Source organism: Methylobacterium sp. HJ2 (assembly GCF_056431005.1).
Genome location: NZ_JBWJYM010000005.1, coordinates 306642 through 321217 on the forward strand (window position 1 = coordinate 306642; position 14576 = coordinate 321217).

General features: G+C 64.8%; 12 protein-coding genes and 2 pseudogenes. 2 read left to right on the forward strand and 12 right to left on the reverse strand.

The window, feature by feature from the left end; genetic code table 11:
- Positions 1 to 212: 212 nt before the first annotated feature.
- Entirely contained in the window at positions 213 to 641 is a 429-nt protein-coding gene (locus ACS5RC_RS14875) for a hypothetical protein (RefSeq protein WP_478344642.1), read from the reverse strand.
- Between the two features lie 729 nt (positions 642 to 1370).
- Here ACS5RC_RS14875 and ACS5RC_RS14880 point away from each other — a divergent pair.
- Both ACS5RC_RS14880 and ACS5RC_RS14885 read left to right on the forward strand, forming a co-directional pair.
- A complete protein-coding gene (locus ACS5RC_RS14880) occupies positions 1371 to 1982 on the forward strand; it encodes a hypothetical protein (protein ID WP_478344643.1) in 612 nt (203 codons plus the stop codon).
- 256 nt (positions 1983 to 2238) lie between these two features.
- Positions 2239 to 2709: a hypothetical protein gene (locus ACS5RC_RS14885; protein ID WP_478344644.1), complete on the forward strand. Its 471-nt coding sequence runs from the start codon at positions 2239 to 2241 to the stop codon at positions 2707 to 2709.
- Between the two features lie 488 nt (positions 2710 to 3197).
- Here ACS5RC_RS14885 and ACS5RC_RS14890 read toward each other — a convergent pair whose 3' ends face one another.
- From ACS5RC_RS14890 to ACS5RC_RS14940, 11 genes and pseudogenes are all read right to left on the reverse strand, one after another.
- Entirely contained in the window at positions 3198 to 4397 is a 1200-nt protein-coding gene (locus tag ACS5RC_RS14890; RefSeq protein WP_478344645.1) for a PGN_0703 family putative restriction endonuclease, read from the reverse strand.
- Between the two features lie 761 nt (positions 4398 to 5158).
- The gene (locus ACS5RC_RS14895) at positions 5159 to 6001 is read right to left on the reverse strand and encodes an SLATT domain-containing protein (RefSeq protein WP_478344646.1); all 843 of its coding nucleotides are present in this window, start codon (positions 5999 to 6001) and stop codon (positions 5159 to 5161) included.
- A gap of 61 nt (positions 6002 to 6062) precedes the next feature.
- The gene (locus ACS5RC_RS14900) at positions 6063 to 8654 is read right to left on the reverse strand and encodes an HD domain-containing protein (protein WP_478344647.1); all 2592 of its coding nucleotides are present in this window, start codon (positions 8652 to 8654) and stop codon (positions 6063 to 6065) included.
- Positions 8655 to 8839: 185 nt separating this feature from the next.
- Positions 8840 to 8959 (reverse strand): annotated as a pseudogene (locus ACS5RC_RS14905) (glutathionylspermidine synthase family protein); the annotation flags it as partial.
- A 110-nt stretch (positions 8960 to 9069) separates the two neighbouring features.
- A pseudogene (locus ACS5RC_RS14910) lies at positions 9070 to 9183 on the reverse strand (hypothetical protein); the annotation flags it as partial.
- Between the two features lie 700 nt (positions 9184 to 9883).
- Positions 9884 to 10588, reverse strand: a complete 705-nt coding sequence (locus ACS5RC_RS14915) for a hypothetical protein (RefSeq protein WP_478344648.1) — start codon at positions 10586 to 10588, stop codon at positions 9884 to 9886.
- Positions 10589 to 10605: 17 nt separating this feature from the next.
- Positions 10606 to 10941: a hypothetical protein gene (locus ACS5RC_RS14920; protein WP_478344649.1), complete on the reverse strand. Its 336-nt coding sequence runs from the start codon at positions 10939 to 10941 to the stop codon at positions 10606 to 10608.
- A 130-nt stretch (positions 10942 to 11071) separates the two neighbouring features.
- Positions 11072 to 11554, reverse strand: a complete 483-nt coding sequence (locus ACS5RC_RS14925) for a hypothetical protein (protein ID WP_478344650.1) — start codon at positions 11552 to 11554, stop codon at positions 11072 to 11074.
- Positions 11555 to 11631: 77 nt separating this feature from the next.
- On the reverse strand, positions 11632 to 12033 hold the full coding sequence (locus ACS5RC_RS14930; protein ID WP_478344651.1) for a hypothetical protein: 402 nt from the start codon (positions 12031 to 12033) through the stop codon (positions 11632 to 11634).
- A gap of 175 nt (positions 12034 to 12208) precedes the next feature.
- Positions 12209 to 13288 carry a hypothetical protein gene (locus ACS5RC_RS14935; protein ID WP_478344652.1) on the reverse strand — a complete coding sequence of 360 codons (1080 nt, stop codon included), beginning with the start codon at positions 13286 to 13288 and terminating at the stop codon, positions 12209 to 12211.
- A complete protein-coding gene (locus ACS5RC_RS14940) occupies positions 13285 to 14535 on the reverse strand; it encodes an MBL fold metallo-hydrolase (RefSeq protein ID WP_478344653.1) in 1251 nt (416 codons plus the stop codon). Before ACS5RC_RS14940 ends, ACS5RC_RS14935 begins: the two co-directional genes overlap by 4 nt.
- Between the last annotated feature and the right edge of the window lie 41 nt (positions 14536 to 14576).

Consider the following 14576-nt stretch of genomic DNA (forward strand, 5'->3'; position numbering starts at 1 on the left):
CATGTTCGCCGGTCATGGGGGTATCTCTACCGCGGGTCGCGCGCGTTTTGCTAAGGATGGCGCGACGTCGCACGTGCTCGTGCCAAGCAAGCAGAGTCACATGAGTTCCATCATGGAAGGATGAGGGCGCGAGAACTGCTCTTGAGATATCAAGCCGCATGCCTCCTGCATCGGCTCAAGTGTTGGCCTGCTTTGCGCGTCGAAAGCGTCCATCAGCTCCGTTCACACACATACGACCGGCCCTGATGGCGCAGTGTAAAGGCGCCGAATCCCCGAGAAAATGCCCACACCGCAGCGCCTTCCCCGGTCTGGCGGAACGGGCCGTCGTAGGTCGTCGACGCGTCGTACGTTGAGCCAACAATGGCGCCGCCAGGAACGCGACGGTCACCGATGGTCAGTACAAGGTCGGAATAGGTGACCCTGCTGCCATCAGCGTCCAGCCTTGTCCTGACTGCTCCGGTGAAGTGCACGCGTGCGAAAAGGGGAGGAGAGGCACGACGGGTCGTGGCGCGTCCCGCGTCCTTGATCTCCCGCGTGCAGGAAAGCGCATAGTCGCTTTCAACTGCAGAAGCGGCCGGCGCAACCAGAAAAGCACCAGACAACAACATAAATTGGAGCATGATGGCACTTTTCTGGGTCATTTATAGATCTCTTTGTGATGGAAACGGATATTGAAACAATCTAAGCCTCGACTGGGCGGCTAATTGACCCATGCGATCCCGCCAAGCCATTGTAGCATGTTTATGGTCCCCGTGCATATTGTAGGGGATCAGACAAATCTGAGAATATGACAGCTCTCGGAATGCCTTCCGTGGCCCACCTTGGAGCTCAGAATATGCAAACGTGGAGTTTTACCCTCACACCGTTTGAAGTCACGCTACCCTCAGCGTTCGGCCGATATTACAGCCAGCTCACGGATCGGGACGATAGTTCGGCTGAATACAACTCAACACGCATGTCGCGAGGAGATTACATTGCCTTGCCCAGGTCATCGATGGCTCGACCGCATCCACCGAGGGGCCTTGGAGCACAGGCGAAGTGGCCGGAATCTACGTCGTTTTCGGTCTCTCTGCAGACCCGGCGATTTGGTCACCTTTAGGCAACAGCGGGCTTTGATGGATGGGGGCACCCGTACGATCGGATTGACGTCGCCCGACAAGCAGGACTTCATGACCTGCCAGTGCAACGACGCCGTCCTACCGGAAGTCCGGCTGCCGTTCGGCAGTTCGACAGGAAGGAACTTCTTAAATAAAAACCAATTCAAACACAGGGAGCGCGGCTTGGCTGTCGGAATTTCAAGTTCACATCCCAACGCCGCGGCAAGAATGAGTCAGTCGCCCTCGTCCGGGTGGGCCATGCCTGCGGACGTCATGAAGAGATTGTTCGCCGCCACCCTCCTGATCATGGGCATCCAACCGACCCTCGCGAGCGGGCCCACGCCCTTCGAGGGGCGGTGGGCACCGAACCTCTCGTGGTGCCAGAACAGTCCCGACACATCCGATCATGTTCCGCAGACCTACGGCCCTCGCTCCGTGACCTCGTACGAGTCCGAATGTGCGATCGACCAAGTCGTCGGAACTGGGCCGTTCGACATATCGCTGACCTGCAGGGGCGAAGGGCAGGTGTGGAAGAGCCGGCAGAGGCTGCAGGTGGGCAGCGAACGCATGGTGGTCCGCGATCTCGAAGGCCGCGGCATGGTCCGGACGCTTCGGCGCTGCCCTGAGGCGAAGACGAGGCGAGACAATTTCGTCGGCAATTGGGCTTACTCGAAGGCCCAATGCCAGACCAGTAAGATCTCCATCGACGGCGAATCGATGGGGTCGTGCCGGTTTACGAAGAAGGTTGCGAACAGGACCGGAACCGAAGTCTCGATGATGTGCGGCAGCAGGATCCGCATCCTTGACTGGAGTGTTGGGGCCGACCGCCGCACGATGGTCGAGACCGAAGGCGAAATCAGTCGGATACTGTACCGTTGCCTTTAGTTCGATGCAATTGATTGGAAATCAACCATTATATCTTTGTTGCGTTATCTACAGTGCTGCTAAACACAGATTTCTAGCCGGTGTGAGGTTCTGGATCGATCTCATGTAAAGCCGAACTGCCGGGCGACCACGTTGTTGTGCTGACCTTTGTCGAGCGGGGCGACAGCCTCTGCTTGGGTCATCAGGAACCTGGCGGCATTCGCTCTGCACAGCGAGCCCAAATTTGGATCTCCTCCCCTTGAACAGAGAATGCAGCATGCGTGGGATGAATTTTGCTATACTGATCGCGATCGTGATTGTTCCTGGTCATGCCTGGGCAGCGGGCGACTTCCCGCTCGCTTCCTGCAAGGGCTGGAACGGCACAGTGGTCGAGCGCGACGGCATCGATACGGCGCGGGCCACCATGCGGGGCGTAATCACGAAGGCGGATCTTCAAGAGTATTGTGAGCGCGATCCCGGCGGCGAGACAAAGGAGTACGGCGGCAGCCTCACGAAAGCTCAGTGTGTCGAGAACTACCTCCGCACTGACGGAGGGGCGACAATGGCCGCTGAGGCGAATTGTCGGACCGGGGCAGTGCGCTACCAGTACGGCAGCCGTCAAAGCGGCATGGCTCGATTTCCACTTGTAACCGATGCCGACACCTCATGCGCCTCAGGCATGCCGCCATTGGTGGAGCAGTTCAAGTTGCTGTGCCCAGCGGCGGCCAAACGCCTCAAGGTGGAATGAATGGTGCGAGGCCTGCATGGCTCGCCCTCCGCGCCGGAAACTCAAATGCTCCGACGGCTGGATCCCACCCGCTACGTCCGGATCACGGCCGGCTGAAGTTGCGGCACCGGTCCGCCGCGCGATCCATGCCCGAGCGACCGGGACGACAATGAGCCAGCCGCTCGCTGCTCGTTGGAGTCGAGGCCGCCAACTGTGCGCTGGTGGTGATGATGCCGTCGTGAACGGCGGTTGTTGTGCGGGGGGCGAGCTGCAGCTCGCTGGTCGCAGATAATCCCGTTTGTGCGTGGAACAGCGGTGGCGAGGGCCCTGTAGTTTTAAACACTTGTGCGGAGCGCAAATCCAGCAGAACCGCGGGATGAACGTGTGTGGGTGCGTCGCGGCCGCGGGCGTATCCGCGGCCGCGCCGATGTGAATCCGAAGGAACGCGGGCCGGCGGCGTGGGGGTGCCGGCGGCCCGGGCGCTCTCGTGTCAATCGTCGCGAGATGCGTCAGGCGGGCAGCGCGTGCGTCCTTGGCCGGGCGCGCTGCGGTCGTTTGCGTTTGGCGGGGGTTGCGACGAATGGCACAGCGGGCGACGCCGGTACGATGTCCGGCGTCGGTGCGCCTCTTGGTGCGGTCGTCATCGCAAGTTCGAGTTCGCCGTCGACGAGCCACCAGTCCGTATAGCGGCGGTGCAGGGCGCGGGCGTGGTCCGGTAGGCCGGCCGCGGCCAGGGCCGCGAAGGCGTGCTCCAGCGTCAGCGGGACGAAGGGGATCGGGCCGGCCTGCGGGTCGGTGAGCTGTCGGGCGTAGGCTGCCGCCGCCGCGTGCGCGAGCTGGTTGTGCGCAGGAGCAATGAACGCCAGCGTTGCCGTGTCGGCGAAACCGGCCGCGAGCATCGCGCTCGCGAGGCAGTGCTGGCGGTAGAGCTGCTGGCAGGCGGGGCCAATGAGCGTCGGGTCGTCCGGGTCCACGAACAGGCCGGGGGTGATGCGGGCGATCTCCGTGTACCGCGGGTGGGGCGGCGACGCGGGCTCGTGGCCGGCCTCGCTGTACTTGATCTCGATGCAGAGCAGGGCGCGTGCGCCGGTGGCGTCCCGGCCGCGCAGGACGACATCGTAGGCGGTGCGGTCGGCGGTGAAGCATGGGTCGCCGCGGCCCGGCGAGTGTTCGAATAGGATGTCGGTGACCGTGTTCAGTGTCCCGGGGAACAGCTCAGCGACGAAGCGGGTGGCCAGGGCGAGATCGCGGGCGAGCGGGCCGAACAGGTTGAAGGCGAGTGGCTGCGAGGACAGCAGATTGGTCTTGAGGCGGTCGACGTCGTAGGCCGCGCCCGGCTCGCGGTAGGCGAGCGCCCGGGTGACCACCGGCGCGATGTCGGGATGAAGGAAGTTGCTGCCGAGCGCGCCGGCTGCGGTCGAGATGCGCGAGCCGAGGCGGCGGGGGCGGTGTGGTTCGCTGCGGTCGATGTGCGTGCCGATCGCGAGGCCGCGGTCCTCGCGCCACAGCGCCTGGAGGAAGCGGGCGGCGGCCTTGAAGCGGTGGTCGGCGGGGACGAAGACGTGGCGGCGGCGGCGGGCGGCCTCGGGGATGAGGGGCACTCGGTCGATGGGTCCGAGGTTGGAGGGATCGAGGACGGCGCGGGCCGCGGCCCCGAGGGTATGCGGGTCGTCGGCAGAGGCCGGCGGCAGGTGGGCGGTGATGTCCATCGGGGTGGTCCTGGGTCAACGGCCGCGGAGGTGCGGCTGGACCGGGATTCCCGGAGGGGACAGCGGGATGAACGACGAAGGGGACAGCGCGGTGTGGCTCCCTACCACGCTGGCGGTGCGCATGGCGTGGTCCGCCTGGTGCTTCGGCGTGGCCGCCGGTCGAGGTGCCGGTCCACCAAGAGGCGGCGGTCGCAGCCGTCGTCGTCCGCGTCGGCGGCGATACGCCAGGCATTTCGGCGGGTGTCGGCGTAGGGGCAGGTAAGCGCAGGTAGTGCACCACCGCCGCCGCCAGGCTGCGTGCGCCTCGTCCCTGGTCTGGCTGATGTTTTCGCGAAGATAGCGGGTCCGACAGCCGAGGTGCACTCGCTGCCGTGCGTCAAAGCGCCGTCGCCCCGTCTGAGACGCGCCACTTCCGGACCTTCCCTTAGGGCCGTTGGAATGGCCGCTTGTCACTCGACAGCTACCGTTGACGCAGAACGTGGTCGAGCGCGCGCTCGCCCTAGCTGGTGCTCGGGGCTTGAAAGCCACGGCGCTTGTCTTGCCTGATGACCGATTTCACCTACACCACATGCGCAACGAGTTCGACGTCGTTTTCGTAGAGGGACGCGCCGCCGGCATCGGAGCGGCACGGCGGCTCCCAGCGCACAACCTGACCCCGAAAAGCCACTGCTCTCCACCCACGCGAGCCCCGCTGCGCACACGCCCATCATCGGGTGAAGACAATGGATTTTTCCGAGTGGTCTTTCGGCAGGAGAATTTGCTTAGACAAGCATCACTTGCACATCGACCACTTGGCCTTTCGAAATCGCCACCGCCCGCTCGGCAGACTTGGTTCTGCCATCAATCGCGCCACTGACCTTCACAACGTGCATGCCTGGGGATAGCCCGGCATAGGCTGCGAATTTCCCGCTCCTGTCCTGAGCCTGTCCGCCGTCGATCGAAATCTGCCACCCAGCGGCGCATTCCTCCCCGTTCGAGACGGTGACATTGATCGATCCGAGCTCCGGCACATCGCGCTGGGCGTCCAGCTTCTTCTCCGCATCCGCTAGGAACGTGCTCAAATCCTGAACCCAGACAGATGTCTCCGCCTCGACGATGGCCTGCACGGCGTTCAACAATGCCTTCGAGGCGGCGAGGGCCTGTTGGATTTGCTGCTGCGACGGCTCGGATCCGGATATCACCGCCCGCGCCATCTCGTTTTCAATCAAATAGATTGTCGCCAAGTGCTGTATCTTCAAGAATGAGGTTAGGTACCGCATGTATCCGGATGAAAGGCCGTAGAGGCGGTCGAAACCAATCGCGCCCCCCGCAGCCACTAGCAGAAGTGAGGCCCAAAGAGGATTCAGGTATGGCTGACCGTTCTCCTGGAGGATTTGCCCGACGAGAGGAATCATCCCGGATCCAACCACCATAAGGACGGCCAGGGAGCGGAGAATGCGAGCCCATAGGCGTTTGGTGTTCTTCCGAGATCTGTACCACTCTGCATTTTGGTTGCAGACTCCCAGCGTCTTGACAGCAAGTTCGTCGAGCGAGCGCCCTGCGGAGGACGGAGACCAATCGAGATCTGTCAGAGAGCTCGGCTTTATGTCCCGCACCTCGGTCATGCCATGCGCCCCCTTCCGTCATGTTATCCGTTCCACATGCGTCTACGAGATCGTATCCCGATCAGTTACGACTGAACGTCCAGCTTCCCTCGCTGATCATGCTTTGCCGAGGCTCTGATTGCCAAGTCGATCTACATGTCTTCAGAATGTAATTTTTGATAGATATGCTTTGCAAATTGATCAGAAAACTCAGGTCTTGACTCCAGGCAGGAACAACGACGATTTCGTCCTGATCGATAATATCTTCTTTCGACAAGCTCCTAGAGTTGAAGCGGAACTCATTGCGTTGATAGAGCCAGGGGGCGAGGTCCGTGAGGGAAAGTGGCCCTTCCGACGTCATGAATATTTTCAGGTGCCACGATAAAATTCCGAGCTGCATTAGAAAGAGAGCCGTTTGCGACTGATGCGAGAATGAGGCGTCGGCTAGGCCCGCTTCACATCTGGCGCATTGGTCGGCGAGCCATTCCGACCATCTCAGCTTGGCAACGTCGACGACGATCTTGTCCCGAGCCGCCCGCACCGGTTCTCCAACGATAACTCCGGCGAAGTTGGTGATGCGGGTCGCCGGCAGGTCGCCCGCCAGCCCAATACATGCATTAGACCCCGCGAGCATATAGTTAGCGAACATATAAGCGGCAGGAAATATGCCAATACGGCCAATTGTCCGTGAATCAGAAATTTCAGAGTCTGCTTTAATTGGCTGTATTAGATTATATATCCATTGATGTTTCCCACTATCATGGCGAGAAAGATAATCATCTCCGGGATTTACTCTTTCAAAAAGATCTGCAGAATTCAATTCAAGCCACTCGGAAGCCCTCGACTTCCATTTCGTCTCGCCGTTGACGTGCAGTGATACCGCTACTGGCGAAGCGATCGTCAACTGCTTCACTATGCCGGTCAAGGCTTCCTCAAAGGGAAGCCGCGATAGACCGAAGACGTAACGCTCCCCGGATCTCGCCATGTTGGCAGCGCCTGCACCCGTCAAGTGTGCGACGACCTCGGTATTAGAATTCCCTAGACGAACGTTGGCGTCGTCCTTGTACAGCAGCGGCCGCTGGGACAGGCCGTTCCGGAACTTGAGTGTCCTCAGCTGCTCTCGTCCCGCATCAAAGCGTTTCGATATCACCTCCACGGCGCCGGAGAGCATGAAGATTGAGAAGAAACCTAATCCGTACCTGCCGGTCGGTTGGAATGCCGGCGTTTGAAGGGCGGGAAACTCCCGCGCGGCTGCGGCCGATCGCCAGAAGCTGCTCCCGAAGGAGAGTAGGAAGTCGACGAGCGTCTTCTCGTCCATGCCGAGGCCATCGTCCCGCACCGACAATCTCCACCCGCCCTCCTCGGCCTGTAGGTGTACTCGGACGGTGCCCGCCTCAAATTCGTCGTCCACGACTTTTCGTGCGAGCACGGCATCGATCGCGTTCTGGATGATCTCTCTCAGTGGTGTGAGATAATCGTCCCCGTAGAGCTGCTCGCCGCCGAGCCGCCTTACGATGGACAGTGGATCGTCGATCTTGACGGTCGTGTCGAGCGGCACCCATCCCGACGTCCTGAAGCAGGCGGCGAAGTCAGTCGGCGTCCGCACGTTCTGGACTGCGCGGGCGATGAAGCGGTCGGCGTCCGAGCGTCTGTCGCGGAGCAGCGCGTCGGCCGAGCTGAGTTCGGCATCGACCATTCTAAGCGTCTCGAAGGCCAGCCACCACGCGTCGGCTTCCTCGACCTTAAAGGCTGTGACCGCCTCGTACCTTAGGGCGTTCAGCCGCGGCACCAGAACCGGACGGTTCAGGCGAGATTGAAACTGCCAGTGCGGCAGCGACACTCCCCTCGGTTGCTGAAGTGCGGCGACGGCGGTCGGCGCCCGGCGATCGTCGACTTGAGCCGCGTCTCCCACGCGTAGGAGCAGAGCGATCTTCAGAAGGTCGCAGGTCCACGCGCGAGGCAGGAACGCCGGCGATCCGAGGCGCGCCTCGCCGCCGAAGATTTCATCGAAGGTTGACAGAGGTGCGCCGTGAAAGGCTGCGACCCGCCCGATCGACGGGCCGAGCGTGTCACGGATCTGTGAGTCCTCAACGAGGACGAAGGTTCGGCCGGCCCAGCTCCAGCTGCGCAGCAGCATCGTCTCGGCTTCTTCGGCGTGGCGTTCGCGGAGGAGGCTCGCCGTTGCCTGCCGCGTCGCGTCGTCCGACGGATTCTCCAATTCCTCTTCAGTGGGGTCCCGACGTTCATTGGCCCGATAGGCGAGCGCCAGGTGAGCCCGCCAGCGCAGGTCGTTTTCCCGCAGCGCATCCACGCCGCCCAGCGCCGGAAGCGACATGCCCGCGTCATGGATCAAGAATGCGACCCCAAGCACGAACGTCTCGACTGGGTTCAGCGAATAGTCCGCACCGGTGATCGAATCCGCTGTGTCCCAGAGCGCATCGCTGTGGGAAATGTCGTGGACGGTCAGGCCAGGAACGCTCCCCTGGATCGTGTCCAAGACAGGCTTGATATTGTCGCGAGCTCGAAGGAAAGCCACCTTCAGGCGCTCTCTGCCCTCGGCCTCGGTAGTCGAATCCGTCTTGCGCGCTTGGAAGGCTTCCAGCCAAAGCCTGCTGTCTTGGATCTGCAAGATGCTATTCCGTGTGGCGCGGTGGATCTCGGTGTAGGAGACCATGATTTCGGCTGACCGTGAAGCGCTGCGGATCGCCTGAGCGGCCTCGCGTCGAAGGCATCAAAGACTGGTGAAAATCAAATGGCTCCAGGCCCGGCTTAGGGTCCTTGCTTGTCGGCCGACTTCGGGATTGCCCGTTCGTGAAAGGCGGGTCGCGCCGATGCCCACGATTCGCCCGCGATCCGCGCTCACGCTTCGATGATGTGCGGTACGAAGCGCGGGGTGTCCTTGGTGATCATCGTGGAATCCTTGCGGATGCCGAGGTCGCAAGGCTTGGAGGCGACGAGCCAGGAGCCCAGCACTGGGTTAGCGGCCGCCGAAGCCGGGGATCCTGGCTATCTCCTGCACCACGTGGCCCTCGACGCTGTAGAGCCCCCGTGCCGCCCTCCCGCACAAAGCCGTGTAGCCCCAGCGAGACATTGGCGCCCTTGCGCGAATAGAACGGTTTCCGGACGTAGGATTGCCCGAGCGCCCAGGCTGCGGGGTCGCCCTCGAAGAACGTCGGCAGGATGTTCGGCTGACCATTCTCCATCGGCCAGAACCATTACGATGGACCTGCTTACAATCGATGTCAGCTTCACTACGGGTTACTGTTCCGGCAGCGACGGCTTTTCAAGCTCGGCTGTTGGTGGGAACTGATTGTGCGATGGAGCGCAGGAAGGCTGCTGGAGGTGTAGCGGCCAGGCCGACCGCTCGTAAGTCCGTTTTCCATCCCATCCGGACCTTCGACGGTCGCATCTTGAATGTCCGCAAAGGGTCACGAGTTCGCATGAGCCTTGCCCAGCTCTGCGGAAGCGTGACCCTCTCTCTCGCGGGGGCGAGCTACAGGTCGCTGGCTGGCGTCGAGGCCGCGTGTCGACAGGACCGGCCCGTCGAGAGGTGCCAAGTTTCAAATACTTGGCGGGGTCAAGATTCGCGGAAAATCTGCGAGGGTCGGGGTCGGGTGGTCTCGGTGCTAAGGTCAGCCGGGCGGAGAGCTCAAGAGCGCCAAGCCGTAGGGGCAGGGCGGCAGAGGTGCCATGGCCGGGGAGGCACCTACCTGCCTGCTGGTGGTACGCTGGCGCCCACTGGGGCGGACGTCATAGGCGCAGGGGGCCTGCCGGTCCAGCCCGTCTGCCGCCGGCTGGGGTGATTTTAGGTGTGATGTAGTGGTCGTGACGGCCGCGAGGCAGCCGTTGCTCCAATCACCCTTCGCAGCGATGCGCGAGTGGGCATGTCGGGCTACCGCGCTCTCAGCGGCTCTCGCCTTCTGCGGCCTTCGCCAGTTGCAGTCGCCAGACCGGCACATCGTTCGGGTCGATGCGAGCGCGCCGTTCGTCCATGAACCGGCTGAACGAAGACATCGTTGACAAGACCGCGTCGCCGATCGCCAACCGCAGCCGCCGCTGGCCGCTCTCCTCCAAGTCGTCCGTCTCGCGCAGCAGACGCTGTACGCGGTAGAGGTCGACGGCGCCGCCTGCGATCAGCGCGGCGGCATCCATCGCATGGTCGACCGCCTCGCTTCGACACCACAGCCAGAGCAGGTGCTCCGCGCTCGCCAGCCGCGCCGGCACGTCGAACCACGGGCGGACGATCGCCTCCGCCAGCAGCGCCGCTTCGGTCGCGCAGCCACAGGATCGCAGCGTCAGGTCGATGGGCCGCTGGCACAGGTGCGGTTCAATGTGTGCCGCGAACCGGGCGCGTGTCGCTCGCAGGAGTTCGGTGGCGCGCTCCTCCCCATCAGCGTCGAGATCTGCGACGATCTCGATTGCCCGCACGAACCGCGCCTGCTCGTGCAGGGCCAACGCGATGCGCCCGACCACGGCGTAGGCGAGCCCGGCCACGTCGAGCCGCCCGACGATGTCGCGGAAGATGGCCGGCAGCATCCCCGGTGTCGGGTTGCCCGGGTCGGTGACGTCGACCAGCAGTGCTTCGATGTCGGCCGAACTGCCGCCCATGCTGCGTGTCCTCAGTCTCAGACGAATGTGCGGTAGTGCGCGTCCGAGCGCACGGCATGCTGCTCCCCCGTAAGATCGAACAACCGGACGAGTTCGGCGATCGTGTCCGGCCGCTGCAGGCGCCGGTCGGCGTAGAGGGTGAACAGCGCCGGCCCGCGCGTGTAGACCACCCGCCCGCGCGGGAACGCCTCGTACTCATGGCTCGCGATGGCCGGTGGCAGTCCGCGACGGCGCAGCGCCGTGGCGCCGAGTTCACGCCAGGTCTCCCAGACCTCGTGGTGCCCGCGCGGGTGGGTCAGGCAGTCGCCGTAGGATTCCGCCTGCGTCAGGGGCGTACGGTCGGTGACCAGCACCGTACGCCCGCCGTCGGGCACGCCCCAGAAAATGCCGACGCTTGGTATGAGCGGCTCACCGGGAGGGGTATCGGGACCGGGAACGTCAGCATCCGTGCACGCGGAAATCGCTCTCATGGTGCCGGCCTCGTCAGAACACGAACTTCCAGTCGATCCGACGTATGGGCGCGCCCGCTTCAGCCAGGGTGGCTGAGCACATCACCACGATGTCCTGCCGCACCGCCTTCACGCCGGCGCGCACCGGGTTCGGCTTGACCAGGAAGCAAAGGCCGGTGGCCTTCCACATCCGCTGGCTGTCCGGTTTGTCGTAGGTCATCAGCGTCACGTTCGTCAGGCGCAGCGCGTAGCCGTAGGCGTTCTCCATGTCCGGCGCCTGAGTGCTGAACAGTGCCAGCACCATCTTGGGGGCGGCTCGCCCGTCCCCGTAGCCGGTGACGAAGCTGATCTCGCCCCGGCCATCATCGATGAAGCGGAAGTCACGGTTGCAGGGGGTGGGCCGGCCGTCGAGCTTGAGTTCGAGACAGGCGCCGGCCTCGGTCTCGTCGACCGGGGGGGTCGCCTTGGCCGGGTTGGCAGCCAGCAGCAGGGCGAACGGCAGTATCGCGCGCATCATGGGTGGGTGATCCGTCGGAGGTGAAAAGGAGTAAGGAAGAGGCCAGCGCGAAGGTGCCCGGCCGCAGCAGGACGAAATCAGCGGCGGGTCAGCGCGCCGCCGAAGGCGCAGGACGTCCCGTGGAAGTCGCCGCAGCCCTGCTCCTCCATCCGCACGCGCTTGCGATCCGGGCCGAAGCGCAGGGTGAGGGCGCAGGTCTCCTCCGCACCCGTCTCCTTCCGGGTCAGCACCAGCGCCCCCACGCCCCCGGGCTTGGCGAGACCTCGCAACTCGCCGGTGCACTCGTTCGGGACGGCTGTCTCGGCGATGACGAAGTGGGTGCCGTTGCCGTCACCCAGCTCGAACACCTGCAGATTGAGCCGTCCCTCGCCGCGGCCCTGGTAGCGCCCTTCGAAGGGCGAGTCGGCTTGAGCCGGCATCGCAGCGACGGCGAGCGCGACCAGTACGCCGAAACGCAGGGCAGTCGTGGCGGCATGCATATGCCGGCGAACGCGAGGCCTGCGGCCGATTGAGGTGGACTGATGAGCCGAGAGGAACATGACGAAGGGTCTCGCGGAAGCTCCAGCGGAGCCGAGGATAGGTATTCCCGTTGCCCACCCCGCGAATTTACCGCCGGCTGCCGATTCCTGCTGCGGCCGGCGGTCGCACCCTCGGTCAGGCTGTCCCCGATGGCAGATCTCTCGGGCGGCGGAAGGCGGCTGTGCCTCTGCCCGGACGGCCGACCGCGTAGACCCGCAGGCCGTGCTGGTTGCTCAAGCTTTCGGTGATCGCCCCGACCACGCCGTCTCTCTGGTCCGCGTCGAAGCCGAACAGGACAAGGCGCGGCTCGGGGTCGACCCGCAGCCGGCGTGCGCCGGCAGCCACCTCGGCCACGAGCGGATCGCGCTGCGGCAGCGCAGCCACGTCGAGACCGCGGGCCAGCCGCACCGTGCGGCGTAGGGTGTCGAGGCGGACGAGGTCGCGGCACAGGGCGGGGTAGCTCTTGGCGAGTCGGTCGGCCTCGTGCTTCAGCGTGGCACGGTAGCGTTCGACCTGTCCGACGATGGCTGGGATCGATCTCGAGCGCAGGGCAGGATTTGTCGCGAGCTTGGCCTCATGGAAAACAAGCCACGCCTCGTCGACCACGCCCCGCTCCTCCAAGCTGGCGACGTCGAGCCGATCCTGCCGCGTTGGGGCCACACCCGCGTCCGCGCCTGGGGACTGGAGTGCGGCGTCCACCTCCGCTTGCGCTCCGTCAGGCTCGGCCGCGGTATCGAGGGGTGCCCCGGTGAGTGAGACCTCGACATCGACGACGTTCGGGCTGGCCTGCGCCAGCGCGTGCACACCCGTCTTTTCCAGACCGGCGAGCGGCGTCGCAGCCCGCTTCATTTCGGCCAGCGTCACCGGGCCTTCATAGCGGGTCCAGACCGCTGCCGCCGGATCGAGACCGAATCCGCCCTCCGCGGCAAGGCGGGTCATGGCTTGGCGCTGGCGCACGAGATACTTCACGTGCGTCTCAGCCGCGACGCCCGCGCCCGCCGGGGTGATCCGGAAGAGCGAGGCACCGCGGTAGTAGACGTTGAGCGACCGGTTCCGGACCGCCAGCAGCAGGTCCGGGTCGGCGAGCACGTCGGCCCACCATGCTCCGTTCGGCGCAGCCGTCAGAGCCTCGAGAGCGGCGAGGAAGGGTTTGCCCAGGCCTCGATACGGGACGGCAGCCGTACCGCTTCCGGGGGCGCTCTCCACGCTGCTCATGCCGCCGTCTCCCACCATTGTCCGTCCTCTCTGATCGTGACGCAAGACCCGAACAGCACCGGGAAGCGCTCGGGTTCGAAGGTGTGGACCGGAACGAGCTGCCGCGGTGCGATCGCCGCTGCGAGGCGCTTGAGGTCCGGGATGCTGGCATGGCCCGAGGTATGGGCGTGGGTGAGCGGGATATCGCGCGCGGCGAGGTCGGCGGTGAGCGCCCGGCCTCGGGGCTGGTCGAGATAGCCTGCCCACTGCGACCAGAACGCCCGCGCGTCCGGCAGGCAGCCCGCCCGGTCGAGGTCGGGCAGTAGCGAGTGGCGGAACAGCACAGCGGCCCGCGGGGCCATGGCCGCGAGCTGCTCGGGGTAGATGCGGTTCGCGCCGTGCCGCTCGATCAGGTCGAAGCGGCCGGTGCGCTTGACCCGCACGCGCTGGTGATGGGGCACGAACACGGCCACGCCCGGCCAATCGGACTGGGGCACGTGCGGGCTCCCGGTGGCGGCCAGCACCTCGGCGGCGTAGAGGTCGAGCACCAGCGTGCGGCCGGTGCGCTTGCACGCCCGGTAGAGCGAGACGACGCGGTCGATGTTCTGGGCTGAGGCCGCGACCAGCGCGAGACCGGTGGTATCGCCGAACAACCTGACGAAGCGCGCCTCAATCTCCGCCTCGCTCGGGAAGGTGCGGTCGTCGTCGCGGCGCCCGAGGCTCGACCCTTCCAGCAGCAGCGTGTCGATCCCGCGTGGCGGGTCACGCACGAGGCGCTCGAACAGCGCGCCCTTGCGCCCGTGCGCGCGCAGGTCGCCGGAGTAGAGCAGCCGCTGCCCGCCGGCCTCTACCAGCAAAGCGTAGGCGTCGTAGGCCGAGTGGTCGACGAGGATCGGCGTGACCGTGAACGGGCCGAACGCGAGCGTCTGCCCCTCGGCGAAGGTGATCGTGTTGGTGGGGACGTGGCTCTCGGGCACGAAGGCCGCGGCCGCCTGCAGGATGCGCAGCGTCGCGGCGCCGAGCACGACGGGCAGGTCCGGTCCGGCGAGGTGGCTGAGGCCGACGTGATCGCGGTGGCCGTGGCTGAGGACGAGCGCGAGGAGGTCGCCGCCGCCTGCCAGCCCCTCGATTACGGGGTGACGACTCGCGTCGTCAGGGTCCGCGTCTAGGGGCAGGCCAAGGTCGAGCAGCAGGTGGGCGCCGTCGTGCTCCAGCTCGACGCAGGTGCCGCCGATCTCGCGTGTGCCGCGGTGGATGCGCACGCGCATCGTGACCCTGCCTGCCCCGTGCGGTCTCCCCCCGCCGCGCG